At 67.3% G+C, this 24984-nt stretch carries 22 protein-coding genes; 13 read left to right on the forward strand and 9 right to left on the reverse strand.

What is annotated here, in order from left to right; all coding sequences use genetic code 11:
• Window positions 1-12 precede the first annotated feature (12 nt).
• From CFB40_RS20010 to CFB40_RS20020, 3 genes are all read left to right on the forward strand, one after another.
• The gene (locus CFB40_RS20010) at window positions 13-1089 is read left to right on the forward strand and encodes an ABC transporter substrate-binding protein (RefSeq protein WP_089432157.1); all 1077 of its coding nucleotides are present in this window, start codon (window positions 13-15) and stop codon (window positions 1087-1089) included.
• On the forward strand, window positions 1086-2303 hold the full coding sequence (locus CFB40_RS20015) for an MFS transporter (RefSeq protein ID WP_089432158.1): 1218 nt from the start codon (window positions 1086-1088) through the stop codon (window positions 2301-2303). Before CFB40_RS20010 ends, CFB40_RS20015 begins: the two co-directional genes overlap by 4 nt.
• Window positions 2304-2495: 192 nt before the next feature.
• Window positions 2496-4808, forward strand: a complete 2313-nt coding sequence (locus CFB40_RS20020; RefSeq protein ID WP_089432159.1) for a TonB-dependent receptor — start codon at window positions 2496-2498, stop codon at window positions 4806-4808.
• 45 nt (window positions 4809-4853) lie between these two features.
• On the opposite strand, the gene CFB40_RS20025 is transcribed toward CFB40_RS20020, so the two are convergent.
• Window positions 4854-5813 carry a LysR substrate-binding domain-containing protein gene (locus CFB40_RS20025; RefSeq protein ID WP_089428294.1) on the reverse strand — a complete coding sequence of 320 codons (960 nt, stop codon included), beginning with the start codon at window positions 5811-5813 and terminating at the stop codon, window positions 4854-4856.
• Window positions 5814-5997: 184 nt separating this feature from the next.
• Here CFB40_RS20025 and CFB40_RS20030 point away from each other — a divergent pair, with 184 nt between their 5' ends.
• Genes CFB40_RS20030 through CFB40_RS20040 form a run of 3 tightly spaced genes read left to right on the forward strand, consistent with a single transcriptional unit; the run spans window position 5998 to window position 9200 of the window.
• Window positions 5998-7119, forward strand: a complete 1122-nt coding sequence (locus CFB40_RS20030) for a M20 aminoacylase family protein (protein ID WP_089433255.1) — start codon at window positions 5998-6000, stop codon at window positions 7117-7119.
• A 50-nt stretch (window positions 7120-7169) separates the two neighbouring features.
• Window positions 7170-7958: an ABC transporter substrate-binding protein gene (locus tag CFB40_RS20035; protein ID WP_089428293.1), complete on the forward strand. Its 789-nt coding sequence runs from the start codon at window positions 7170-7172 to the stop codon at window positions 7956-7958.
• A 51-nt stretch (window positions 7959-8009) separates the two neighbouring features.
• A complete protein-coding gene (locus CFB40_RS20040) occupies window positions 8010-9200 on the forward strand; it encodes a porin (RefSeq protein ID WP_089432160.1) in 1191 nt (396 codons plus the stop codon).
• A 51-nt stretch (window positions 9201-9251) separates the two neighbouring features.
• On the opposite strand, the gene CFB40_RS20045 is transcribed toward CFB40_RS20040, so the two are convergent.
• Complete coding sequence (locus CFB40_RS20045) at window positions 9252-10271, reverse strand: zinc-dependent alcohol dehydrogenase family protein (protein ID WP_089432161.1); 1020 nt, start codon at window positions 10269-10271, stop codon at window positions 9252-9254.
• 126 nt (window positions 10272-10397) lie between these two features.
• On the opposite strand from CFB40_RS20045, the gene CFB40_RS20050 reads away from it, so the two are divergent.
• The gene (locus CFB40_RS20050; RefSeq protein WP_089428290.1) at window positions 10398-11309 is read left to right on the forward strand and encodes a LysR family transcriptional regulator; all 912 of its coding nucleotides are present in this window, start codon (window positions 10398-10400) and stop codon (window positions 11307-11309) included.
• 45 nt (window positions 11310-11354) lie between these two features.
• On the opposite strand, the gene csgH is transcribed toward CFB40_RS20050, so the two are convergent.
• The 6 genes from csgH to CFB40_RS38110 all read right to left on the reverse strand — a co-directional run bounded on the left by csgH (window position 11355) and on the right by CFB40_RS38110 (window position 15625).
• Window positions 11355-11675, reverse strand: coding sequence for a curli-like amyloid fiber formation chaperone CsgH (csgH, locus tag CFB40_RS20055; protein WP_089432162.1), 321 nt, complete (start codon window positions 11673-11675; stop codon window positions 11355-11357).
• Window positions 11676-11746: 71 nt separating this feature from the next.
• Window positions 11747-13123: a beta strand repeat-containing protein gene (locus CFB40_RS20060; protein WP_089432163.1), complete on the reverse strand. Its 1377-nt coding sequence runs from the start codon at window positions 13121-13123 to the stop codon at window positions 11747-11749.
• 132 nt (window positions 13124-13255) lie between these two features.
• On the reverse strand, window positions 13256-13795 hold the full coding sequence (locus tag CFB40_RS20065; protein ID WP_143329866.1) for a hypothetical protein: 540 nt from the start codon (window positions 13793-13795) through the stop codon (window positions 13256-13258).
• Between the two features lie 31 nt (window positions 13796-13826).
• Window positions 13827-14765 carry a CsgG/HfaB family protein gene (locus tag CFB40_RS20070; protein ID WP_089428286.1) on the reverse strand — a complete coding sequence of 313 codons (939 nt, stop codon included), beginning with the start codon at window positions 14763-14765 and terminating at the stop codon, window positions 13827-13829.
• A gap of 23 nt (window positions 14766-14788) precedes the next feature.
• Window positions 14789-15226 carry a curli assembly protein CsgF gene (locus CFB40_RS20075; RefSeq protein WP_089428285.1) on the reverse strand — a complete coding sequence of 146 codons (438 nt, stop codon included), beginning with the start codon at window positions 15224-15226 and terminating at the stop codon, window positions 14789-14791.
• Window positions 15227-15256: 30 nt separating this feature from the next.
• Window positions 15257-15625 (reverse strand): CsgE family curli-type amyloid fiber assembly protein, encoded by a 369-nt coding sequence (locus CFB40_RS38110; protein WP_143329867.1) that lies wholly within the window; start codon window positions 15623-15625, stop codon window positions 15257-15259.
• Between the two features lie 826 nt (window positions 15626-16451).
• Between CFB40_RS38110 and CFB40_RS20090 the strand changes: the two genes are divergently transcribed.
• The 6 genes from CFB40_RS20090 to CFB40_RS20115 all read left to right on the forward strand — a co-directional run bounded on the left by CFB40_RS20090 (window position 16452) and on the right by CFB40_RS20115 (window position 23552).
• Window positions 16452-18410, forward strand: coding sequence for an arylsulfatase (locus CFB40_RS20090; protein ID WP_089432167.1), 1959 nt, complete (start codon window positions 16452-16454; stop codon window positions 18408-18410).
• 16 nt (window positions 18411-18426) lie between these two features.
• On the forward strand, window positions 18427-19476 hold the full coding sequence (locus tag CFB40_RS20095; RefSeq protein ID WP_089432168.1) for a formylglycine-generating enzyme family protein: 1050 nt from the start codon (window positions 18427-18429) through the stop codon (window positions 19474-19476).
• Window positions 19473-20282, forward strand: coding sequence for a MetQ/NlpA family lipoprotein (locus tag CFB40_RS20100; protein WP_089432169.1), 810 nt, complete (start codon window positions 19473-19475; stop codon window positions 20280-20282). Before CFB40_RS20095 ends, CFB40_RS20100 begins: the two co-directional genes overlap by 4 nt.
• Entirely contained in the window at window positions 20276-21262 is a 987-nt protein-coding gene (locus tag CFB40_RS20105) for a YkgJ family cysteine cluster protein (RefSeq protein ID WP_089432170.1), read from the forward strand. Before CFB40_RS20100 ends, CFB40_RS20105 begins: the two co-directional genes overlap by 7 nt.
• A gap of 65 nt (window positions 21263-21327) precedes the next feature.
• Window positions 21328-21654, forward strand: coding sequence for an antibiotic biosynthesis monooxygenase family protein (locus tag CFB40_RS20110; RefSeq protein ID WP_039354446.1), 327 nt, complete (start codon window positions 21328-21330; stop codon window positions 21652-21654).
• 197 nt (window positions 21655-21851) lie between these two features.
• Window positions 21852-23552 carry a hypothetical protein gene (locus CFB40_RS20115; protein WP_089432171.1) on the forward strand — a complete coding sequence of 567 codons (1701 nt, stop codon included), beginning with the start codon at window positions 21852-21854 and terminating at the stop codon, window positions 23550-23552.
• Between the two features lie 325 nt (window positions 23553-23877).
• On the opposite strand, the gene CFB40_RS20120 is transcribed toward CFB40_RS20115, so the two are convergent.
• The gene (locus CFB40_RS20120; RefSeq protein WP_089428277.1) at window positions 23878-24810 is read right to left on the reverse strand and encodes a LysR family transcriptional regulator; all 933 of its coding nucleotides are present in this window, start codon (window positions 24808-24810) and stop codon (window positions 23878-23880) included.
• Between the last annotated feature and the right edge of the window lie 174 nt (window positions 24811-24984).

Here is a 24984-nt window from a genome sequence, read left to right on the forward strand (position 1 = left end):
AAGAACGCATCCATGAGCATCACGGCTTCCTCCAACGTCCAGTCGATCTGGTACACACGCTGTCCGGTGCCGACGCCGCTCGGCATCGCCGCGCATCTCGGCTGGCTCGACAGCGAATTCGCCGGCGACGGCATCACCGTGCGCGCGCTGCAGGAGAGCCAGCACGCGGCACTGCATCACGCGCACGTCGATCATTCGCTCGACAACGCATTCCGGCAGGGCGGCAGCATTCCCGCGCTGTGGGCGCGCGCGGCCGGCGCCGAGACGCGCGTGGTCGCGCTGACCTGGGTCGACGAGGCGCAGGCGATCGTCGCGCTGCCGGAAAGCGGCCTGAAGCGGCCGAAGGACCTGCGCGGGCGCCGCATCGGCCTGCCGCGCCGCGACGGCGAGCGCATCGACATCTTCCGCGCGGCGGCGCTGCGCGGCTTCGTCAGCGCGCTGTCGCTCGACGGGCTCGGCCCTGCCGACGTCGAATGGGTCGACGTGCCCGCGTCGAACCTGCGCGCACCGGTGTCGACACCGGCGACGCGCGACGCGGCCTTCAGCCATCCCGCGAGCCTGTCGAGCCGCCGGCTCTATGCGGCCGAAGCGGCCGCGCTCGTGCGCGGCGAGGTCGACGCGATCTACGTGAAGGGCTCGCTCGGGCTCGAAACCGCGCACCTGATCGGCGCGCAGGCGGTGATCGACATCGGTTTTCATCCCGATCCGCAGATCCGCATCAACAACGGGTCGCCGCGGCCGCTGACCGTCAATGCGTCGACGCTCGACCGGCATCCCGACATCGTCAGCCGCTTCCTCGCGCGCGTGACCGATGTCGAAGGCTGGGCGCGCGAGCACGAGCAGGACGTGCTCGGCTATCTCGGCCGCGAGACGGGATCGGGCCATGACTGGCTGCGGCTCGCGTACGGTGCGGACGTGCACCGGCGGCTGCGCACGGATCTCGACGAAGCGTCGATCGCCGCGCTCGACGATTTCAAGCGCTTCCTCGTCGAATGGCGCTTCCTGCCGGCCGACTTCGACGTGCGCGCGTGGATCGACCGGCGCGCACTCGACGGCATCGCGACGCGGTCTCGCGACGCCGCGCGGTGAGCGCATCGGCACGCGTCGCCGACGCATGGCGGCGCGAGCGCTTCACCGGCGGCTTCATGCTGCTGGCGCTCGCGAGCGGCACGACGATCAGCATGGCGCAGCTCGCGACGACGCTGTACGCGCTCGCGCTCGGCGTCGACAGCGCACGGCTCGGCATCATCGCGGCGATGGAGCCGCTCGGCATCGCGCTGATGACGCTACCGGCCGGGCTGCTTGTCGCCCGCTACGGCGCGCGACGCGTGTACTTCGTCGCGAGCATGGGGCCGATGCTGCTCAATCTCGTCGTGCCGTTTACCGGCGCATGGTCGCTGATCGCGCTCACGCAAGTGTCGATCGGGCTGTGCATCCCGTTCCGGATCGTGTCGATCAACGGCGTGTTCCTCGCGCGTCTCGCGCAGATCGGCCTCGCACGCGCCGGCTGGTACCGTGCGGCGATGTCGGTCGGCACCGGCATGGTCGGGCCGTGGCTCGCGAGCGGGCTGCTCGGCGCGCACGGCGCGGTCGCGACGTTCTGCGTGGCATCCGCGAGCTTCGCGGGCATGGCGCTGTTCAGCCGGACGCTGCTCGGCGATGCGGAGCCCGCGGCGCGCGGTGCGCCGCCTGAACCCGGTGGCCTGCGCGCGTTGCTGGCGCTCGCGTGGAGTCACGACGTGCGCCAGCAGCTCGTGCTGGAAGCCGTGAACAGCGCGACCCGTTCGCTCGCCGGTGCGTATACGGTGGTGCTGGCGATCCAGTCGCTCGGGCTGTCGCAAACGAAAGCCGTCGCGCTGCTGACGCTGCAGGGCGTCGTCGCGGTGATCGCGCTGTTCGGGCTTGGGCATGTCGCGCAGCGGATGACCGCGCGCCGCTGCCACGCGCTCAGTCTCGCCGGCGCCGTGGCCGGATTGCTCGCGCTGGGTCTCGCCCATGACGCATGGGTCGTCGGCGCGGGGCTCGCCGCGCTGTGCGCCGGCTCGTCGCTGCTGCATCTCGTCAACATGCAGCGCCTCGGCCGTCACCCGGCCGACAAGAGCCAGGTGTCGAGCCTCTACAACCTCGCGTCGATGACGGGCGCGTTCTGCGGCCCGCTGGCTGGCAGCGCGCTCGTGCCGAGCGTCGGGTTGCCGGGCGTGTTTCTGTGCTGGCTGCCCGTCGTCGTGCTGGTTACGTTCGCGTTGCGCGTTGCAACGAAGCGGCGCGACGCATCGCGGTCCGTGACTGCAAAGTTCTCCTGACCACTCTCATCGGGTGTTGCGTGACAAGCAGTTTGCTTCCCGTCACAGATGCGCATGCAGCAACACCCGCGCCACCCACATACCGGAAGCCCCGTGCGACGGGCTTCTCGATGCTGGCATCCGAATTGCAATAGATCACCCGTGCGTCGCGCACGCACGTGCGTTCAACCGATCAAACAGGATGACTCATCGATGTTCAGGAAAAAACTAATCGTCACCGCGCTGGGGGGGCTGCTGACGGGTGCAGCCGTATCGTTGCCCGCCTGGGCGGAAGAGGGCGCGGTGACGGCGGCGCCGGACGCGAAGCCGGCGCAACAGGGCGCGGACGATGCAGCCGCGGCAGCGCCGAAGGCCGCCCGTGCGACCCGCGGCACGGCCGCACGCGAAACGAATCTCGGCACGGTGACGGTGACCGCGCGCCGGCGCAAGGAGAGCATCCAGGACGTGCCGGTCGCGGTGAGCGCGCTGAGCGGGGACACGATCAAGAACAACGAGCTGCGCGTGGTGAACGACGTCACGAAATATGTGCCGAACTTTACCGGCCAATCGACCGAAGGCCGCGAGCGGCCGCGCTGGTTCCTGCGCGGCGTCGGCAGCAACGATCCATCGGACTTGTCGCTGAGCCCGATCGGCGTGTACTTCGACGACGTCTACATCAACAGCGTGTTCGGGCAAGGCTTCCCGCTGTTCGACCTCGATCGCATCGAAGTGCTGCGCGGCCCGCAGGGCACGCTGTGGGGCAAGAATACCGTCGGCGGCGCGCTCAGCATCACGTCGCAGAAGCCGACCTTCGACGTGAGCGGCTACGGCAAGATCGGGCTCGGCCAGTACAACAGCCGGCTCGCGGAGGCCGCGATCGGCGGGCCGATCGGCAAGAACGACGTGCTGGCCGCGCGCGTGTCGGTGTATCACGAGAACGCCGACAGCTTCTACACGAACACGGTGCAGCAAGGGCGCTTCGGCGGCTTCCACGACAATGCGGTGCGCTTCCAGGTGCTGGCCGTGCCGACCTCGGATACCGATTTCCTGTTCAACATCCACGGCCGCAACTACACGGGCGGCGGCAACGCGTGGCACGCGCAGGGTGCAGGGCCGGGCGGCGCGAACCAGTTCGGCTTCGTCGGGTCGAGCGATCCGTACACGGTGTCGCTCAACGCGCCGTCGAGCGATCACATCTCGACCTGGGGCACGTCGCTCACCGCGCACTGGCGCATCAACCCGGCTGTGACGCTGACGTCGATCACCGCGTTCGAAGGGCTGCATCGCTGGTATCAGGACGACGAGGACTATTCCGCGTTCGACGTCGCACGCTCGCACGATCGCCTGTCGAGCCGCCAGTTCTCGCAGGAATTCCGGCTCGAATCGCCGCAGAACGACCGGTTCAGCTGGCTCGTCGGCACGCACCTGTTCACCGAGCAACTGGCCGAGCAGGGTGCCGGCGGCGGCCTGCCGGGCTCGCCGTCGCCCGCGTTCTACCACCTGACCGACCTCACGCAGCACACGCAGAGCGCGGCGATCTTCGGCAGCGTGAAGTATCGGTTCACCGACCGCTTCAACGTGACGGGCGGGCTGCGTTACACGATCGAGCGCAAGAACATCAACCTCACCGGGCTGCAGGGCACCGGCAACGTGACGTTCAGCAACCCGGGCAGCTGGTGGGATCCGTCGTCGGTGTCGTCGCCGCTGGCGGTCAGCGCGCGGCAGAACCAGACGAACACGTGGCGCGCGCCGACCTGGGACCTCACGCCCGAATATGCGCTCAGCAGCAACGTGCGCGCGTATTTCCGCTATGCGCGCGGCTTCCGCTCGGGCGGCTACAACGGCAACGCGTATACGCAGAGCACGGTGTCGACCGTGTCGCCGGAGTACCTGACCGATTACGAGGTCGGCATCAAGAGCGAGTGGTTCGACAAGCGGCTGATCGTCAACGCGAGCGTGTTCCACTACGACTATCGCGACATCCAGGTGTTCGCGCTGGCGCCGAACCCGTTCGGCGGGCCGCCGGTGTCGACGCTGTCGAATGCGGGGCAGGGGCGCGCGGACGGCTTCGAGCTGGAGCTGAAGGCGCAGCCGGTCAACAGCCTCTACCTGTTCGCGAACCTCGGGATGCTGAACACGCGCTACACGGAGTTCCGCTACGTGCCGACCGCCGTCGGCAATTCGTTCGCGCGTTCGCCGCATACGACGATCAACGCGGGCTTCGACTATCGCGTGCCGGTGTCGTTCGGCACGCTGACGGCCGGCGGCGACGTGAATTACCGCAGCCGCGAGTACTTCAGCGCGACGCGGCAGACGATGCCGCAACTCTGGCAGGGCGGCTACACGGTGCTGAACGCGCACGTGTCCTACACGACGCCGAACCAGAAGTACATCGTGACGGGCTACGTGACGAACCTGACCAACAAGGTCTACAAGAAGCTCGAGCTGCTGCCGTCGTATGGCGCGTATCCGGCGCTGTACGGCGATCCGCGCACGGTCGGGATCACGCTGACGGCGAAGATCTGACGGGCAACATGCGGCGGCGCGGCGGCGAGCCGCGCCTGCCGCGCGTCAGATCAGCAGCGACAGCGTCCTGAACAGCGCGAGATCCGCCTTGCGTGCCGAGCGCGCATGCCGGCGGATCACGTGCAGCAGGCAGTCGATGAAGCAGCGCGCCGCGTCGCTGAGCGTGCTGCTGCGCCGCGTGACGATCCCGAGGTCGCGCGGCTCGAAGGTCTCCTTCAACTGCAACGCGCGCATCCGTTCGCCGAACGACGGCACGGCCGCGAGGATCGTCGGGCACCACGTGCACATGTCGGCCTGCTCGAGCATCGTCTGCAGCATCGCCACCGACTGCGCACGCACGATGCGCCGCTCGTCGATTTTGGCGCCGTGGCGCGTGAACAGGTAATCGACGAGCGCGGCCTGGCCGTCGGCCGCGAAATTCAGCACCCAGTCGTGGTCGAGCAGGTCGTGGATCGACCGCGCGTGCTCGAGCGGATGGCCGGCGCGCACCATCACCGCGGTCTCGTAGCGCAGCATCGGCTCGAACGCGAATTCCGGCGTGCCGCCCGGTTGCACGTGCCCGAGCGCGAAGTCCATGCTGCCGTCGCGCAACAGCGGCTGCGCGACGGCCATCAGCGCTTCGTAGAGCTCGAGGCGCACGTCCGGCATCTGCTCCCGAAAACGCAGCACCGCCTCCGCGAGGAAGGTCATCGTCAGCCACGGCGTGACGCCGATGCTCAACCGGCCCTCGACGCGGCCGCGCATGCGCTCGAGATCGCTCTGCGCGTGTTCGAGCTGCTTCAGCACGAGCTTCGCGTGCGTGAGCAGCGTCTTCCCGTATTCGGTGAAGCCGATCCCCTCCGGCGCGCGGACCAGCAGCGGCAGGCGTTCGCTGGCCTCCAGCTCGCGCAGCGCGCGCGTGACGGCCGCCTGCGACAGCCCGAGCGTGCGCGCCGCGCCGCGGATGCTGCCGGCCTCCGCGCTCGCGACGAGCGCCTGCAACTGATGCAGCTTGATCGTGCTCATGGTGCGATACCCGACAACGAAAGGTTGTCATCATAACGAAACCGCGGCTGTTCGCCGGGATTTTCGCTGCCTACGATGCGGGCACGGTCGGTCATTCGGGCGATCGGCAACCGGAACGCATCGAGGAGAATCGGGGTTGGACCACACACCTATCCATCCGGAAATGGCGGCCATCGAGGCGGAAATGATTGCGCTGCGCCGCCGGCTGCACGCGCATCCGGAGCTTGGCTTCGAGGAACACGCGACGAGCGATCTGGTCGCCGGGTTGCTGACAACGTGGGGTTATCGGGTGACGCGCGGGCTCGGCGGCACGGGCGTGGTCGGCACGTTGACGCGCGGCCCCGGCAAGCGGCTCGGGCTGCGCGCGGACATGGACGCGCTGCCGATCCGCGAGGCGACCGGACTGCCGCACGCGAGCCGGTGCGACGGCGTGATGCACGCGTGCGGCCACGACGGCCACACGGCGATGCTGCTCGCGGCGGCGCGCTGCCTGGCCGAGCGGGAACGCTTCACGGGCACGCTGAACCTGATTTTCCAGCCGGCCGAGGAAGGGCTCGGCGGCGCGAAGCGGATGATCGACGACGGGCTGTTCGACCAGTTTCCATGCGATGCGGTGTTCGCGATGCACAACGTGCCGGGCCTGCCGGCCGGCGTGCTCGGCTTCTGCGACGGCCCGGCGATGGCCTCGGCCGATGAGGTGCAGGTGCGTGTGACCGGGCGCGGCGGGCATGGCGCGGCGCCGCATACGACGATCGATCCGGTGGTCGTGTGCGCGTCGATCGTGATGGCGCTGCAGACCGTCGTGTCGCGCAACGTGAACCCGCAGGAGATGGCGATCGTGACGGCTGGCTCGATCCATGCGGGCGCCGCATCGAACGTGATTCCGCCGCACGCGGATCTCGCGCTCAGCGTGCGTGCGCTGTCGCCGGACGTGCGGGCGCTGCTTGAACGGCGCATTCGCGAGATCGTGCACGGGCAGGCCGCGAGCTATGGCGCGACCGCCGAAATCGACTACCGGCACGCGTACCCGGTGCTCGTCAATCACGCGGAGCAAACCGCGTTTGCCCGCGACGTCGCCCGCGAATGGGGCGGCGACGGCGCGCTGATCCCGAACCTGCGGCCGATCGCGGCCAGCGAGGATTTCGCGTTCATGCTGAACGCGTGCCCCGGCAGCTACCTGTCGATCGGCAACGGCGACGGCGCCGCCGGATGCGGGCTGCACCACCCCGGCTACGACTTCAACGACGCGTGCCTCGCCACCGGCGCGAGCTACTGGATTGCACTGGCGGAGCGCTACCTCGCGTGATGGGCCCGCACGATTTTGACTGACGATTCACACAAGGAAGGAGACTGGCAATGAAGCAGTGGAAACGGATGGCGGCGCTCGCGGTGGCGCTGGCGGCAGGGGCGGCGCATGCGGGCGACTGGGCGGGCAAGGAGATTCGCCTCGCGGTCGATCCGACTTACCCGCCGCTCGAATACAAGCTGCCCGACGGCACGCTGACGGGTTTCGGGATCGACATCACGAACGCCTTGTGCGCGGAGCTGCATGCGCGCTGCGTGTGGGTCGAGTCGAGTTTCGACGGGATGATCCCGGGGCTGCTCGCGCGCAAGTTCGACGTGATCGCGTCGTCGATGACGATCACGCCGAAGCGCCAGCAGCAGATCGCCTTCACGAACCGGATCTCGAATGCGCCGGCGCGCCTCGTCGCGCGCAAGGGCTCGCCGCTGCTGCCGACGGCAGACGCGCTGAAGGGCAAGCGCGTGGGCGTCGAGCAGGGTTCCGCGCAGGCTGACTACGCGGTCGCGAACTGGCAGCCGGCCGGCGTGCAGGTCGTGTCGTACCAGAACCAGGATCAGGTCTATGCCGATCTCGTGACGGGCCGGCTCGACGCGGCGTTCCAGGCATCGATCGCGGCGAGCGACGGCTTCCTGAAGAAGCCGCAGGGCAAGGATTTCGCGTTCGTCGGCGCCGCGATCGACGACGTGAAGTACTTCGGGCAGGGCGACGGGCTCGGGCTGCGCAAGCAGGACAACGACCTGCGCGAGGCCTTCAACCACGCACTTGCGACGATCCTCGCGAACGGCACGTACCAGCGGATCAACAAGAAGTACTTCGACTTCGACATTTACGGCGCGAAGTAAGCGGCGACGCCCGGAAACGGGCAGTCACGACACGATAAATAAGGAAAACGAATGAACTGGAGATTGGCTTTCATCGCGGTCCCGGCGCTGTGTGCAGCGCCCGCGCTCGCATTCGCGCAAGGCAGCGTCACGCTTTACGGGCTCGTCGATGCGGGCATCGACTACACGAACAACGTCGGCGGCCACAGCGCGTGGCAGATGGCAAGCGGTTTCGCGCAAGGCAGCCGCTGGGGGCTGAAAGGCACCGAGGATCTGGGCGGCGGCTACAGCGCGCTGTTCCAGCTCGAGAACGGCTTCAACGTGAACAACGGCACGCTCGCGCAGGGCGGCCGCATGTTCGGGCGGCAGGCGTACGTCGGGCTCAGCAGCGCGCGGTTCGGCACGCTGACGCTCGGCCGCCAATACGATGCGGTGGTCGACTATCTCGCGCCGACGACCGCGAACGGCAGCTGGGGCGTCTACCCGTTCTCGCATCCGCTCGACAACGACAACACCGGCAACACGTTCCGCGTGAACAACACGGTGAAGTATGCGAGCCCGGATTTCGCCGGCTTTTCGTTCGGCGGTACGTACAGCTTCAGCAACGACACGGGCTTCGCGAACAACCGGCAGTGGAGCGTCGGCGCGCAGTACGAGCAGGGCGGCTTGCTGGTCGGCGCGGCGTTCCTGAATGCGGACAACCCGGGCGCGACGTCGGGCGGCGCGATCGCGGGCTCGGGGTCGGTCGGCGCCGATGCGAACTTTGCGTCGGCGCGGCTGCGGATTTTCGGTGCGGGCATCAACTACACGGCGGGGCCCGCGACGGTCGGGTTCGCGTACACGAACAGCAACGTCACGCGGCCGACCGCGAACGTCGGCTACCTGTTCGGCGACGAAACGATCGAGCCGGTGACCGGCCCGCTCGCGGGGGGCACGGTGTCGTCGATCAAGTACCAGAACTTCGAGGTGAACGGCAAATACCAGTTCACGCCGGCGTTGTTCGTCGGGGCGCAGTACGTGTACACGACGGTGCGCTATAACGCGACGACGGGCAGCGCGAAGCCGAAGATCCATTCGCTCGGGCTGATGGCCGACTACAACCTGTCGAAGCGCACGGACGTGTACCTGATGGGCGCGTACCAGCGGATCGCGGGCGACGCGACGGGTTCGTCGCTCGACCAGGCCTATGTTCCCGGCGCGGCGGACCTGTCGTCGACTTCGAAGCAGCTGATGGTTCACGCGGGGATCCGTCACAAGTTCTGAGTGCGATGACGGAAGAGGCGGCGGGCCGAGCGACCCGCTGCCTCGACGCGCTTACTGCGCGACGCGGATCACGACCTTCCCGAAGTGCTGCCCCGACTGCAAGTGCGCATAAGCCTGCGGTGCTTCGTCGAAGCCGAACACGCGATCGACCACGGGCCTGATCTGCTTCGCGTCGACGAGGCGCACGACATCGTCGAGCATCGCGCGGCTGCCGACCATGATCCCGTGCAACTGCCGGATCCCGCCGATCAGCGACAGCAGCCCGAGTTCGGGGCCGGCGAAGCTGCTGAGGCCGCCGATCACCGACACGATGCCGCCCAGCTTCGTCGCGGCGACCGAGCGCGGCAGCGTGTCCTTGCCGCCGACTTCGACGACCAGATCCGCCCCCGCCCCGCCGGTGAGCCGCAGCACGTCGTGCTGCCATTCGGGCGTCGCGCGATAGTTGATGGTGGCGTCCGCACCGAGTGCGCGGGCGCGCTCGAGCTTCGCATCGCTCGACGACGTGACGATCGTGCGCAGCCCCGCCGCATGCGCGAGCTGCAGTGCGATGATCGACACGCCGCCGGTGCCGAGCAGCACGACGGTCGCGCCGGGCCGCAGGCCGCCGTCGGCGAACAGCGCGTTCCACGCGGTAATCCCGGCGCACGACAGCGTCGCCGCCTCGTCGTAGTTCAGATGCGCGGGAATCGCGACCAGCGCGGCTTCGTCGGATACGAAATGTTCGGCCAGCACGCCGTCGAATTGCGCGCCGGGCGACCCTGAGACTTTCTGCGGCGTCGGTGGCCCGTCGATCCAGTGCGGGAAGTACGTGTTGATCACGCGATCGCCCGGCTTGAAGCGCGTGACGTCGCGGCCGGTTTCGATGATTTCGCCGGCGCCGTCGGCCACCGGGATCAGCGCGTCCGTGCCGATGCCGAGATAGTCGCCGCGCGCGAACATCAGGTCGCGGTAGTTCAGGCCGGCGGAGTGGATCTTCACGACGACGTCGGTCGGCCCGACCGCGCGGCGTGTCGCGTCGATGCGCCGAAGCCCGGCCGCGCCGTCGCCCGGTTTCACTTGCCATGCGTGCATGTCGACTCCTTTTCGAGATAGAGCGGACTATCATAGTGTTGCGCACGGGGACGCATTGGCGAGAATTCGGCCGATGACTGTCGCCTGTGCGGACACAACCCCGTGACCCAACTGGAGCGGAATCGCATGGACGAGCGGCTGAGAGGCGTGGCCGAATTTGTCGACGTGGTGGAGTCGGGCAGCTTCGCGGCGGCCGCGCTGCGGCTCGGCGTCACGCGCTCGGCCGTCGCGAAGGTCGTCGCGCGGCTCGAACGCCGTCTCGGCGCGCGGCTCCTGCAGCGCACGACCCGCCAGCTCGGCCTGACCGACGAGGGGCTCGTCTATTACGAGCAGTGCCGGCGGCTGCTGGCCGAACTCGGCGAGACGGAGGCCGCGCTCGACGCGGGGCAGCGCGAGCCGGCGGGGCGGCTGCGCGTCAGCGTGCCCGTGCTGTTCGGGCGGCAGTGCGTGGCGCCCGTCATGCGGCGCCTCGTCGAGCGCCATCCGCGGCTCGAGATCGACGTGTCGTTCAGCGACCGCGTGGCCGACCTGGTCAATGACGGCTTCGACATCGCGGTGCGCATCGGCGAGCTGGCCGATACGAGCGCGCTGGTCGGCCGCAAGCTCGGCGTGCAGCGCATGGGGATCTGCGCGTCGCCCGCGTATCTCGACCGTCATGGCCGGCCGGCGGGGCTCGACGCGCTCGCGTCGCACGTCGGCATCGCGTATTCGCGCGGCGGGCAACCGACGCCGTGGCGGGTCCTCGGCGCGGACGGCGCGGTGCACGACCATCGCCCGGCCGGCCGCCTGCGGCTCGACGACCTGCAGGCGATCGCCGATGCGGCCGCCGCCGGCGCGGGCCTCGCGTGGCTGCCGTGCTGGTTGATGGCGCCTTACCTGCGCGACGGCCGCCTCGCGCTCGTGATGGACAGCAACAGCGTGTCGGGCGCCGAAGTGTTCGCGGTGCGGCCGGCCTCGCGCCAGGTGCCGTCGAAGGTGCGCGTCGTCATCGATGCGCTCGTCGACGAGATACCGCGCATGCTGGCGTCGGACGATTGAGGCGGGCGCGGTGCGGCGATCGCGACAGGCGCACGCCGCACCGGCTCAATTCGTGGCCCGGTGCGGATTGCAGTCCACCGAATACTCCGCGTGCTCGCCATTGACGTGCAGGACCAGCGTCGCCTGGCAGATGTCGCCCGAATCGACGCTCAGCCGCAGCGTCGCCAGCGACTGATCCTCGCCGCCGGCGAGTCGCGATTCGCCGGAGCGCGTCAGCGAGGCCGAGCCGGCGCCGCCGGTCCTGGTGATGCGCAGGCTGTACGACACGTCGACCGGCGCGGCCGCCCGCACGTGCGGCACGATGTTCACGCCGCCGGCACTGGCGGCGATGTCGAAATAGGCGTTGAGATCGTGAATGCCGACCATGATCGTCCCCTGTCGAATGAAAAAAAGGCCGAACGGGCAACCGTCCGGCCTTTTCGTTACGCCGGCGGTGCTTAGTGCTGCTTGAGCGAAACGGTGTTGTTGAAGCCGTTCTGGTTGATGCTCGCGTAGTTCGCGTTGCCTTGCTGTACCAGCGTGGCGTTGTTGTTGTAGCCGATCTGCGTCACGTAGCCCTGGTTGCCCGTGCCCGACACCTGCGACGCGTTGATGATGTTGAAGCCGCCGGCCTGCGACAGGCTCAGCACGTCATCCGCGCCCGTCTGCGACGCATTGGCGTAGTTGCCGATGTCGCCCGACTGGCTCACCGTCACCGACGAGCCCGATGCGGCCGACTGCGTCACCGCCGCCAGGTTGTCCGCCGACGCCTGCGTGATGGATGCCGTCGAACCGGCCGAGTTGCTCTGCGTGATCGACGCCGTGTTGAACGCGGCCGTTTGCGTGATGGACGCGCCGTTACCGTAGCCGTACTGCTGCGTGATCGTCGCGTTGTTCGACGCGGCCGACTGGTTGATCGTCGCGTTGTCGCCGAACTCGAACCACTGATTGACGGTTGCATTGTTGCCGTCGGCGGTCTGCGTGATCGACGTCGCGTTGCCGGCCGCCGCGAGCTGGTGCACCGTGGCGTTGTTGCCGCTCACGCCGCCCGATTGCGAAATCGTCGTCGTGTTGCCGCCGCCGAACGACGAGTTCACGGTGGCGGTTTCGGTGCCGCTCTGGGTCGTCGTGACCTGGTCGCCAGCCTCGGCAAACTGCGTCACGCTGGCGTTGGTCGTGCCGCCCGTTTGCGTGATCGACGTCGCGTTCCCGCCGCCCCAGGTCGTCTGGACGTTCGCGGTGCCGTTGTTGCCGGTCTGCGCGATGCCGACGGTGTTGCCGACCGTGTCCGTCTGCGCGACGGTCGCGTTGTTGCCGATCGCCGACTGGCTCGGCGTGCCCTGGTTGATCGTCACGTTGTTCCAGCCGCCGCCTTGCTGCGAAATCGACGCGCTGTCGATGTAGCTGTACTGGTTGATCGTGTTGGTGTCGTATTGCGGCCCGCCCGTGTAGGCCGACGTCGTCTGCGTGATGGTCGCCGAGAAGTCGCCGCCGCCGGACTGCGTCACGTAGTTCCGCTCGTTCGACGTGCCCGTCTGCGACACGTTCACGCTCGAATACGGCTGCGCCCACCAGGAGTTCTGCTGGATCACGGTCGTGTCGCCGTTGCCGCCCTGCGTCGTCACGTTGGCGACGAACCCGTAGCGGGGATCGTTGCCGGCTGCCGACTGGTTGATCGACACCGCATCACCGTTCGTCGCCGTCTGTTCGACGGTGGCCGAGTTGAAGTTGCCGGTTTGCCCGATGTTCACGGTGTTACCCGACGAATCGGCCTGTGCGGCAGCCGATGCGAGCATCAGCACTGCGATTGCGATTGCAGACTTGGTCACCTTCATTTGTTGCTCCTGATTCGAAAGAAAATTCGCCGGAAAAGCGGATCTTTTGCCGGCACCCCCGCCAATTGAGGACGCTCTCACGTCCCGCACCTCACACCACTTGAAGCAAAGCACCTGCAAACTGCATAACCGTTACCGCGTCAGCACCGTGGCGCGCGCACCGTTGCCGGTCTGGATCACCTGGATGCCGGTGTTCGATCCGCCCTGCACGAGGTTCACCGCGTTGTTGCTGCCGTTCTGCGTGACGCGCGCCGACAGCGACGTGCCGACCTGCGTCGAGTCGACCGAATTGCCGGCGCCGTTCTGTTGCACCTGCAACGTGTTGCCGTTGCCGCGCTGCGTCGCATGCAACCTGTTGCCGACGCCGGCCTGCGACGCCGCGATCCAGTTCTGCGCACCGGCCTGCTGCGCGACGATCGCGTTGCCGTCGCCGGCCTGCCAGATCAGCGCACCGTTGTGGCCGGCCTGGTCCAGCGACGCGGCATTGCCGACACCGCTCTGGCGGACCGCGACGATGTTGCCGCTGTAGTCGAATGCCGGTTCGGGCGGGCCGAGATCGTTGAGCGGCACGGGTGCCGCAAACGCCGCCTGCATGGCGGCCGCTGCCCACACGGTCGCGAGCGCCTGCCGCGCCACGCGGGCGCGCCCGTTCCGATCATGGTGTCGATTCATCCTGTTTTCTCCGCTGGCCGGCGTGGGCCGGTTAATGAGTGGACGCGCCCTGGCGATCGATCTTCTGCGGGTCGTACGCGGTGTTCGCGTCTTCCATGTCCTGCGCGTATTTCCGGTCTTCCTGCAGATACCGCTGCATCGTCGGGTCGTACCAGTCCTGGTCGTTCTTCAGCACCCAGGTCTGGTTCGCGACGCCCTGGACGATCAGGTGCGTGAGCGCCGATTCGATTGCTTCGTTCACGCAGATCTGCGCGGGTTCGTTACGTGTCAGCCCGGCTTCCGCCTGCAGCAGGTCCTTGAAGCCGACGAAGCGATAGATGCCCGTGTCGACCTGATACGAGTAGACGGTCTTGGTCGTCGACACGCTGTTGAGCACCTGGCCCGTGCGGATGTCGATCGCGCGCAGGTTGACCGTGACCTGGTCGATCCGGTACTGCGTCGACCCGCTGATCCCGAGGTAGGCGACACCGGCCCCGCCGGTCCGGACGTTCGTGTCGTAGCCGACGATGCCGCCTTCGAGCACGATGTTCGCGGGCATCAGCGGTGCCATCGCATCGTTCTGCGCCTTCTTCGCATCCGCGCCGTCGGTGGCGCGCATGATCTTGCGTTCGGTCAGCAGGTCCTGCAGGTTCTCGCGTTCCACCGGCGTGAACCAGCCGGAGTCGCGCATCGCCTTGACGAGGAACGACGCGCCGCCCTGCGTGACCTGCGACGAGAAGGAGCTGTCCGGCGATGCCTTGTACTGCCCCGTCAGATCGCGAAAGCCGTACACGGCCGCGACGATCTTGCCCTTCGGCGGCGGCAGGTGCGTGAGGTCGCGCGTGGTGCGCGTCGGCGGCGTCAGCGTCGCGTTGCTCAAGGCCGGCATCGGCCGCGTGACGCAGCCGACCAGCGACAGCAGCAACAGCGCGCCCATGGCGATCCGTGTCGTCCCCGTGTTCAAGCGTGTGCGTTCAGCATTTTTTTTCATGATTCGCTCAGTCTTTTTTCGATTTATTGGCCGTTGCTGACGATGAACGTCGAGGTCGCTCCCGTCGTCTTGTCGGTGGTCGTCACTTGCAGGTTGCCGTTGCCGGCCGCACTCACGACGATCGTGAAGTTGCCCGTGCTGATCGTCCCCGGCTTGAGCTCGCCGTTGGTGCCGACGATCGAGTTCGTCACCGAGCCGGCGACGCGCGACAGGATTGCCTGCTGCAGCTGCGCATTGAACTGGTCGAGCGATGACGTGGACGTCGGCGATGAAAAGGCCGACAGCGACGGATCCGTGTGCTTGTTTTGCGCGTTGGCCTCGTTGAGCAGATTGGGGCCGTTTGCCGGGTTGCCGCCGAAGTTCGGGTTGTTCGGCTGATAAACCAGCGTCGACGACCACGCATACGGCGACACCGCGGTCATCGCGACCAGCGCGATCACGCTCAATCTGATTCGATTCATTTTCCCTAACCCCTGTTTTTGATTAATCGACTAAATCTCGTCTTTGGCCAGATCCGAATCGGGAAACAGCAAATTCGACAGATCGTCCTGAATGACGGTTTGAAAGGAAATACTGGCGGCGCTTTCGGCCACGGCCTTGACGTTTGCGCGTGCGATCGGCAGGAAGGTCTGGAACACGCGCTTTTGCTGGAATTCGACCCAGATCAGGCTGCCGTAGCGCCCGGAAGGGCGTTCGTGAATGGCGACCATGTAGCGCTCGCTCAGCGGGATTTCCGACCACGTCTGCGAGAAGTAGGTATAGAAATCGCGGCCGGCGAGCGTCACGGCATCGGTCGTGACCGTGCCGCCGAGCTGGTCTTCCGGAAGGGCATGGCGGGCGGCGGCCCGGGCGCCGGCCAACGCGGCGCCGGTGGCCGGCTTCGCCGCGGCCGGGCCCGCGCCGGGCGCGGGCTTCGGTGCTTCAAGGACGCGTTCGGCGTTCAGCAGCGTCGAGGGCGGCGCAATCGGATGCCCGCCGTTCACCGCCGCGGAAGGCGGTGCGTCGACGGTGTCTTGTGCCTGCGCGCGCGCCGTCGCGAATAGCGACAGGCACGTCACGACCCCCCAGGCCAATCGCCTGCTTGCGCTCGATACCATTTCCCCGACCCCGGAATCACTTGTACGAAATAAGGCCCCGCCCGATTTTCGGGTTATTCGTTCCTGGTCGAACGCGGCACATGGTGGGGGGAATCACCAAGAGGCATGCCCGCCGCTGTTTTAAACGGTATATTTTTTTAAGTCGTTATTCGTCTAATTTTTGAATCGCATATTCTCGACATGTAAAACGTTTGCGAGTTCGTTATTCATTAACAAGCTTTCTTTTATAAATGTAGAATTACAGTTTAATCAGACGATATTTAATGAAAATCGTGATTTGAAAATTCCTCGCGATGCTGACGCGGAGAAAACGTAACGTGTTGCTACGGCTTCGGCCGTAACGACACGACGTAACGTCCCGTTACGCACATGGAATCGTCCGACGAAAGCGCAGGTTCCGGCGCTCGCGACGATTCCCGCGCGCCGGTGTCGGCGCGCATCGCGCACGCGCACATGTGTGCGCGCGGATGGCGGGTATTCTGTTTGCGCGCATATTCCGCCACCCCGTTAGCATGTGACGAATCGGACTTTGGTTGCCGCGCACGCGACGCTAAGATCGCCGATCCCGTAGATCGAGCGTTCCAGAACAATGAAAAAGTCCGCGTCGCCGTTGCATGCCTTTCGTTTCCGTGTCGTCTGCGCCGCGATTGCCGGCGCGCTGTCGCTTGCATCGTGCGGCGGCGTCGACAGCGATACGCCGTCGTCCCAGACGAACACCCCGCCGCCGCTGGCCGCGAAACGCCCGAACATCCTGTACATCATGGCCGACGATCTCGGCTATTCCGACATCCATGCATTCGGCGGCGAGATCAACACGCCGAACCTCGACGCGCTCGTCGCGTCGGGCCGCATCCTGTCGAACCATCACACGGGCACCGTCTGCGCGATCACGCGCGCGATGCTGGTGTCCGGCACCGACCACCATCTCGTCGGCGAAGGCACGATGGGCGTGCCGACCGACGAACGGCGCGGGCTGCCCGGCTACGAGGGCTACCTGAACGACCGTGCCCTGTCGTTCGCACAACTATTGAAGGATGCCGGCTACCACACGTACATCGCGGGCAAGTGGCACATCGGCTCGGGGATCGTCGGCAGCGCGACGGGCAGCGGGCAGACGCCCGACCAGTGGGGCTTCGAGCGCAGCTACGTGCTGCTCGGCGGCGCGGCGACGAATCACTTCGCGCACGAGCCGGCCGGCTCGTCGAACTACACGGAAGACGGCCGCTACGTGCAGCCTGGCCAGCCCGGCCAGCCGGGCGGCACGGGCGGCAGCCCGGCCGTGTTCTATTCGACCGATTTCTATACGCAGAAGCTGATCTCGTACATCGATTCGAACCAGCGCGACGGCAAGCCGTTCTTCGCGTACGCGGCCTACACGTCGCCGCACTGGCCGCTGCAGGTGCCCGAGCCATGGCTGCACAAGTACGCGGGCGTCTATGACGCCGGCTACGACGCGATCCGCAACGCGCGGATCGCGCGGCAGAAGGCGCTCGGCCTGATCCCCGCCGATTTCAAGCCGTTCGACGGCCTGCCTGAAACCACGGCTGCGTCGCCCGCGACCGCGAACAACGGCACGGCCGCCGCGAAATACATCAGCGCGGTGCATTCGGCCGCGGACGGCTACAGCGACTACGGCCCCGGCAAGGTCGACAAGCTGTGGTCGAGCCTGTCGCCGGCCGAGCGCCGTGCACAGGCGCGCTACATGGAGATCTATGCGGGGATGGTCGAGAACCTCGACTACAACATCGGCCTGCTGATCCAGCACCTGAAGGACATCGGCGAATACGACAACACGTTCATCATGTTCCAGTCGGACAACGGTGCGGAAGGCTGGCCGATCGATTCGGGCGCCGACCCGACGGCGACCGATACCGCGAACGGGCAGGATCCGATCTATTCGACGCTCGGCACCGACAACGGCAAGCAGAACGCGCAGCGCCTGCAGTACGGGTTGCGCTGGGCCGAAGTGAGCGCGTCGCCGTTCCGGCTCACGAAGGGCTATTCGGCCGAAGGCGGCGTCTCGACGCCGACGATCGTGCGCCTGCCGGGCCAGACGCAGCAGTTGCCGACGCTGCGCGCGTTCACGCACGTGACCGACAACACGGCGACGTTCCTCGCGGTCGCGGGCGTCACGCCGCCGTCGCAGCCGGCGCCGCCGCTCGTCAATACGCTGACGGGCGTCGACCAGAACAAGGGCAAGGTGATCTACAACAACCGCTACGTGTACCCGGTCACCGGCCAGTCGCTGCTGCCGGTGCTGACGGGCACGGCGACGGGCGAGGTGCATACCGCGCCGTTCGGCGACGAAGCGTACGGCCGCGCGTACCTGCGCAGCGCCGACGGTCGCTGGAAGGCGTTGTGGACCGAGCCGCCGCTCGGGCCGCTCGACGGTCACTGGCAGCTGTACGACCTCGCGGCGGATCGCGGCGAGACGACCGACGTGTCCGCGCAGAACCCGTCGGTGATCAGCACGCTCGTCGACCAGTGGAAGACCTACATGAGCAACGTCGGCGGTGTCGAACCGCTGCGTCCGCGCGGCTACTACTGAAGCCGGGAGCGACACGATGCGGTTCCGGTTCTGGACGATCGGCGCGGCGCTGGCCGGCACGCTGTTCGCCGCCGCGTTCGCGGCCGGCTATGCGAATCCCGTCGCACCGGCGGGCGGCGCCTTCGACGACGCGAATCGCGGCCGCGCGCTCGCGCCGCTGGGCTCGGAGCGACAGTGCGCGCGCTATTCGGGGCTGCCGGCCGGATGGCGCGACGACCCGAAGGCCGGGATGGTGCACCTGCGCGGCGGCGCGTTCGTGTTCGGCAGCACGCGCGGCTATGCGGACGAGCGCCCGGCGGGCGACGGCCGCACGCGTGTCGGCGGGTTCTGGATCGACCAGACCGACGTGACGATCGCGCAGTTCGCCGCGTTCGTGCAGGCGACCGGCTACGTGACCGAGGCCGAGCAGCAGGACGGGGCGGCCGTGTTCCATGTGCCGACGCGCGACGAGATGAACACGCGCGATCTTGCCTGGTGGTCGTGGGTGAAGGGCGCGTCGTGGCGTCACCCGCACGGGCCGGGCAGCGGCATCGACGGGCTCGGCAACCTGCCCGTCACGCTCGTCACGCAGCGCGATGCGCTCGCGTATGCGCGCTGGCTCGGCCGCGACCTGCCGACCGAAGCCGAATGGGAATACGCGGGCAAGGCCGGCCGCGACGACGCAGCGCTCGACGCGGCGCCGCGCGATGCGCAGGGCAAGCCGGCCGCGAACTACTGGCAGGGCGTGTTCCCGGTGCTCGATACGGCCGAGGACGGCCATGCGGGGCTCGCGCCCGTCGGCTGCTACGCGGCGAACGGGTTCCGGCTCTACGACATGATCGGCAATGCCTGGGAATGGACCAAGGACACGTACACGGGCCCGCACCAGTCGCATACGAACGGCGACACGGCGGCCGTCGCGCCGCCGACGCGCCGGCACGACACGCCGATGGTCATCAAGGGCGGCTCGTTCCTGTGCTCGCGCGACTACTGCGTGCGCTATCGCGCGTCGTCGCGCGAACAGCAGGAAGCCGATCTCGGCGCGTCGCATATCGGGTTTCGCACGATTCTGAGGGATGCGTCATGAAGCGCGTCGTGGTTTGCATGGGCGCGTGGCTGATGGCGGCGTGTGCAATCGTTCATTCGGGTTTGACCGTGGCCGCCGAATCGGCCGCACCGGCGGTACGCGTCGGCGTGACGCGCGGCGTACATGCGCAGATCCTGGACGAAGTGAAGCGGGTCGCCGCGTCGCGAGGATTCGGCATCGACGTCGTCGAATTCGACGATGCATCGCGCATCGACGCGGCACTGGCCGACGGCCGGATCGACGCAGCCAGCTTCGAGGATGCACAACAGCTTGCCGCGACGCGCGCGCAGAAGCGCTACGCGCTGACCGAAGTCGCGCCGACCGTCACGCTGCCGATGGCACTCTATTCGCGCAAGCTGAAGAACCTGAACGAACTGCAGCCCGGCGCGACGGTCGCGATTCCTGCCGATCCGCGCGGGATGGCGCGCTCGCTCGTGCTGCTGCAGAACGACACGCTGGTGACGCTGCGCGAGCGGGCCGGCCTGCGTGCGACGCTGCGCGACGTGACCGGCAACCGGCTCGGGCTGAAGCTCGTCGCGCTGCGCCGCGATCGCCTTTATGCTGCGCTCGACACGGCCGCGTTCGTCGCGATCGACAGCGACGATGCCGCGCGTGCCGGGCTGCAGCCCGCACGCGACAGCATCAGCATCGAGGATGCGCGCTCGCCGTATGCGAACGTGCTGACGGTGCGCGAGGCCGATCGCGCGAAGCCGTGGGTCACGCAGCTCGTCGCCGCGTATCACTCGGACGACGTCGCGCGCTTCATCCTCACGCGTTACCAGGATTCGGTGCGACGGCCGTGGTAGACACGTACCTGCTCGCGTGCAACGCATGCGGACGCTGCTGCAACAGCGCGCCGACGCTGTCGTTGCGCGAACTGTTTCGGCACGGGCATCGCTTCGTCGGTGCGCTGACGATCCGTCGCGTGCCGACGCGTCGAACCGGCGAGCGCTGGCGTGCGGGCGGCCGCGAGCACGCGCTCGATGCGGAAGACGTCGCGGCGTCCGATGCGCTGTCGGCGCGGCTGTTTCATCGCACCGGCGGCGCGGGGAGCGAATGGATCGCGCTGACGCTGCAGGGCTACGACTATCCGTCGCTCGGCCGCTGCGCGGCGCTGGCCGACGACGGACGCTGCAGCGTGCATGCGGACAAGCCGTCGATCTGCCGCGCGGTGCCGCTCGATCCGATGCTGCCCGACCGCTTGCAGTCCCGTGTGCTGGCCGCGCGGCGCGACGATGCGCGATGGCTCGGTGCGAACTGCATCGTCGAAACGTCGAGCACGCAATCTGCTGTTGAATCGTCATTCCCGATTCCACTGGTGACGGCCGGGCAGGTCGCGGACCGTGCGGCGCTCGACGCGTATCGCGATGCGCTGGTATTCGAGCGCGCGGTGTGGCGGGATGCCGTGTTCGCATCGTTGACTGATGGCGGCCAGGATGTGCGCCATGCACTGTCGCGGCTTGCGCCCGGCGGCTACCTGACCGTGTCGATCGTGCCGGTGCTGCTGGCCGTCGCATCGATATCAGCGCATTGCCGCGCACGCTGCCTCGCGTTCATCGACGCGCAACTCGCGTTGATCGGTGTGAACATCGAAGCAGCGCTCGTGCGCCGGCACGCCGACGACCGGCCCGCCACGCGCGAGTTGCGCGGCTTCGCGCAGGCGCTTGAACGGGCACGGCACGCCCTGGCCGCGATGCCGGCGCCCGCGGCCGGCATGCGCGAGGACGCCCCACGCATCGACGCGTGGCTCGCCGACCGGCCCGACCTCGATACGCTCGCCGCATAACGACGGCGGCCAGCCGCACGTGCCTTACAATCGGCGCTCTTTCAATCGCTTTCGATGGAGCGGGCATGTACGCGTCGACCTTCATTTTCCGTGCCGGGCAATACGACGACGAATTCCACCGGCTCGACCGGCAGATTGCCGACATGGCGCGCGCGACGCCCGGCTATCTCGGCGAGGAGACGTGGGAGAACGCCGAATCGGGGCTGATCCAGAACGTCTACTACTGGGAGTCGGAGGCGGCGCTGCAGCAGCTGATGCAGCACCCGGCGCATCTCGAGGCAAAGACGAAACAGGCGCGCTGGCTGGACGGCTATCGCGTCGTGATTTCGAAAGTGTTGCGCGAGTATGGCGACGGCAAGCTCACGCAACCGCATGCGGGCCAATCCGCCTGATTGGCTGTCTGATTCATTTCTTTCGCATTACGGATCAATAACAACGCGCCGCACTCGGCAGCCCGCGTTTTCTCGCGGGTTTCCGCGGGATCGCGTGCAATCAATTCTTCATCAAGCATGGCTAAGGTGGCGGGGCTTCACGTCGTCAGTCTGTCCACCCACAACGTCCTCACTCGATGTCGTACGGAGCCTTGTCCATGCCGAATCTCGCCTTGTCCGCGAAGCGCCGCCGTGCGCTACGCGATCGTGCCGTTCCCGTCTTCGCACTGACGCTGATTGCCGCGAGCATCGGCGCACACGCTGCTCCGCATGACAACGACGGCGACAGCCGTTTCGCGCCGGGTTTCGTGCCGGGCTTCCTGGTCGTCAGCCGCAGCGTGTACGACAACGTGTCGAGCAACGTCCAGCCCGGCGCGATCCTGCCGCCGAACTGCGCGAAGACCACCGGCGGTTGCGGCGCGGCATCCGGCGCGCCGAACGACGGCACCTATCCGTACGTCTGGAACAACGACCGCTACGACGGCAGCTTCGGCATCACGTCGCGCATCTTCCTCGACCAGATCACGCCGGCCGGCGGTGTCGTCAGCACGCTCGAAGTGCCGAACAGCCTGCAGAAAGGCTTCGCGCACGACCAGCTGGTGACGAGCTTCAGCTCGAAGTCGGAGCTCGGCCTGCACCTGTCGCTCGACGGCCGCTATCTGACGTTCATGGGCTACGTCGCGCCGGTCAATGCGGTCGACGTGTCGAACTCGAACACGCTGCTCGCGGTCGATACGACCAACCCGGACGGGCAGAACTTTTATCGCGCGATCGCGCGCGTCGATCGCCACGGGCATTTCCGCTTCACCGAGACGAACGCGTACAGCGGCAACAACGGCCGCGCGGCGATCCTGAACAATCGCGACGGCCGCGAGATCTACTACACGTCGGGCAACGCCGGCAACGGCGCGAACCCGCAGCCGGACAACGTGATCCTCGGCGCGGGCGCGCAGCTCATCGACGGCGCGAAGCATCACGAAGCGCAGCAGGATCCGGGCGTGCCGACGCCGCTCGCGAGCTTCTCGGTCACGGAACTCGGCGCGAAGGCCGACAAGATCGGCAAGGACGACAACTTCCGCGGCATCGCGGTGCACGACAACGTCGTGTACTACACGAAGGGCAGCGGTGGCAACGGCGTGAACACGGTGTACTTCGTCGATACGACCGGCACCGCGTGCCCGTCGGGCGTCGGCGTGCCGTCACCGAAGGCCGTGCTGCCGACGGCGCCGCTCGCGTACAACGCCGCCACGCTGCAGACGGCTGGCCTGCCGAACAACATGTGCGTGCTGGCCGGTTTCCCGAGCACGCCGAACAAGACCGCGACGACGCTCGCCTATCCGTTCGGGATCTGGTTCGCCGACGCGAACACGCTGTATGTCGCGGACGAGGGCGACGGCTACACGGGCGGCGCGGACCTGTACACGCACGCCGCTGCGCAGAAGACGGCGGGCCTGCAGAAGTGGGTTTACGACGCGGGTACGAATCAGTGGAAGCTCGCGTACACGCTGCAGAACGGGTTGAACCTCGGTCAGCCGTATGCCGTCGCCGGCTATCCGGCGGGCAACAATTCGGCCACGGGCCTGCCGTGGGCACCGGCGACGGCCGGCCTGCGCAACCTGACGGGCCGCGTCGAGCGAGACGGCACGGTGACGATCTGGGCGATTACGTCGACCGTCAGCGGCAATGGCGACGTTGGTGCGGATCCGAACCGGCTGGTTGCAGTGCGTGACGTGTTGAAGAACACGAGCGCGGCGACGGCTGCGCATGAGCAATTCGCAGTGCTGCGGACTGCGAAGTTCGCGGAAGTGCTGCGGGGGATCGAGTTCGCGCCGGGGACGGATACGGGGCGGTCGCACTGAAGTAGGAGAGCCTCGGCTGATTGATGCCGGGTGACTCGGGCACGGCCGCGCGTTGGTGTGGCCGTGCCCTTCGACTTTGTCGTGGTACGGATTCAGCTGGCGCGTTGCGTTTCGCTGTCTTTCGGCTCAGCCCGAGCCGCACGCTGCCAGATCGGAAACATCGCATTCGTGTCTGATGCCTGCGCGTCGATGACGTTGCGGTGATCGACGCCCGGCATGCACGACGCATGGGGCGCGCGCGTCGCAGGCGATTGGGGGTGATTCGCGCGGCGAAGTCGAATGCGTGCCGGATACCCGGCCCCGCCATTCACCGGCTTGCACCGCATCAAAGCGCCTCAACCAGCAACCGCTTGCTTTTCTCGCAATACTCATGACAAGCCGCCCGCGCGGCAATCGACGCGCCATGCACGAACCGCGGCGCATCGGCCCGCCGCGACATCGACACGACGATCGACGGCGGCGACGGCTGCAGCGGCAACTCGACGACTTCGCCGCTTTCGATCAACGCATCGACGAACAGCACCGGAATCGCCGCCACGCCAAACCCGTCACGCACGAGCTGCACGATCACCGAGATCGACGGCGAGCCGGTGATGCGCGTGTCCGACAGCGGCACGCCGTGCGCATGCGCGAGCGTGCGGACGATATCCTCCAGCGCGCGATGCGGCGCCGTACCGCGCCCGTAGGTGAGAATCGGCTGCCGCAGCACCTGCCTGGCGAGCCCGGTGCGCGTGTTCGGCAGCAGCCCCGCGCGCGCGATCCAGCGCACCGGGTAGTTCGCGAGCGCATCGCACACGACCGACGCCTCGTCGCTGCCTTCCACGCGGATGATCAGGTCGAGCTCGCCGGCCATCAGCCGGCGCTGCAGCACGACGCTGACGTCGACGGTCAGGTCGATCTCGAGCTGCGGATAGTCGGCCGCCAGCCGCCGCATGTAGTGCGGCAGCCAGCTGTGCACGACGGTCTCGATCACGCCGAGCCGCAGCTTGCCGCGCAGCGCGCGCTCGCCGGAGGCCGCGGCCTGCAGCTCCTGCGTCGCCTCGACCACGGCCTTCGCATAGCCGAGCAGGTATTCGCCGTTCGGCGTGAGCCGGAATTCGCGGCTGTCGCGGTCGACGAGTACCGTCTGCAGTTCGTCCTCGAGCGCTTTCAGGCGCTGCGAGATCGCGGCCGGCGTCGCGTGCAGCGCGGCGGCCGTCGTGCGGAAGTTGCGCAACTTCGCGAGCGTGACGAAGGTTTCGAGAAAACGCGTGTTCATGGCGGTCGGACGGGAGGGGGAGCGCGCACTTTGCCGGTGAGGAAAAGTGAACGGAGCGGGGGAAAACCCCAAGATCCGTTAAGAAATTCTATACACGAAGCGCAAAAAAACTCGTTGGCGACAAAATTTTTTCTTTTCTACTCTTCGCTGTATCCGATGACACGGCACCGTCAT

The sequence above is a fragment of the Burkholderia sp. AU31652 genome (genome assembly GCF_002223155.1).
Lineage (GTDB): Bacteria > Pseudomonadota > Gammaproteobacteria > Burkholderiales > Burkholderiaceae > Burkholderia.

Bases quoted from the DNA above. Each gene is read 5' to 3' on its own strand.
- CFB40_RS20010 (WP_089432157.1), top strand. From the start codon at position 13: ATGAGCATCACGGCTTCCTCCAACGTCCAGTCGATCTGGTACACACGC.
- CFB40_RS20020 (WP_089432159.1), top strand. From the start codon at position 2,496: ATGTTCAGGAAAAAACTAATCGTCACCGCGCTGGGGGGGCTGCTGACG.
- CFB40_RS20025 (WP_089428294.1), bottom strand. From the start codon at position 5,813: ATGAGCACGATCAAGCTGCATCAGTTGCAGGCGCTCGTCGCGAGCGCG.
- CFB40_RS20030 (WP_089433255.1), top strand. From the start codon at position 5,998: ATGATTGCGCTGCGCCGCCGGCTGCACGCGCATCCGGAGCTTGGCTTC.
- CFB40_RS20035 (WP_089428293.1), top strand. From the start codon at position 7,170: ATGAAGCAGTGGAAACGGATGGCGGCGCTCGCGGTGGCGCTGGCGGCA.
- CFB40_RS20040 (WP_089432160.1), top strand. From the start codon at position 8,010: ATGAACTGGAGATTGGCTTTCATCGCGGTCCCGGCGCTGTGTGCAGCG.
- CFB40_RS20045 (WP_089432161.1), bottom strand. From the start codon at position 10,271: ATGCACGCATGGCAAGTGAAACCGGGCGACGGCGCGGCCGGGCTTCGG.
- CFB40_RS20050 (WP_089428290.1), top strand. From the start codon at position 10,398: ATGGACGAGCGGCTGAGAGGCGTGGCCGAATTTGTCGACGTGGTGGAG.
- csgH (WP_089432162.1), bottom strand. From the start codon at position 11,675: ATGGTCGGCATTCACGATCTCAACGCCTATTTCGACATCGCCGCCAGT.
- CFB40_RS20060 (WP_089432163.1), bottom strand. From the start codon at position 13,123: ATGAAGGTGACCAAGTCTGCAATCGCAATCGCAGTGCTGATGCTCGCA.
- CFB40_RS20065 (WP_143329866.1), bottom strand. From the start codon at position 13,795: ATGAATCGACACCATGATCGGAACGGGCGCGCCCGCGTGGCGCGGCAG.
- CFB40_RS20070 (WP_089428286.1), bottom strand. From the start codon at position 14,765: ATGAAAAAAAATGCTGAACGCACACGCTTGAACACGGGGACGACACGG.
- CFB40_RS20075 (WP_089428285.1), bottom strand. From the start codon at position 15,226: ATGAATCGAATCAGATTGAGCGTGATCGCGCTGGTCGCGATGACCGCG.
- CFB40_RS20090 (WP_089432167.1), top strand. From the start codon at position 16,452: ATGAAAAAGTCCGCGTCGCCGTTGCATGCCTTTCGTTTCCGTGTCGTC.
- CFB40_RS20095 (WP_089432168.1), top strand. From the start codon at position 18,427: ATGCGGTTCCGGTTCTGGACGATCGGCGCGGCGCTGGCCGGCACGCTG.
- CFB40_RS20100 (WP_089432169.1), top strand. From the start codon at position 19,473: ATGAAGCGCGTCGTGGTTTGCATGGGCGCGTGGCTGATGGCGGCGTGT.
- CFB40_RS20110 (WP_039354446.1), top strand. From the start codon at position 21,328: ATGTACGCGTCGACCTTCATTTTCCGTGCCGGGCAATACGACGACGAA.
- CFB40_RS20115 (WP_089432171.1), top strand. From the start codon at position 21,852: ATGCCGAATCTCGCCTTGTCCGCGAAGCGCCGCCGTGCGCTACGCGAT.
- CFB40_RS20120 (WP_089428277.1), bottom strand. From the start codon at position 24,810: ATGAACACGCGTTTTCTCGAAACCTTCGTCACGCTCGCGAAGTTGCGC.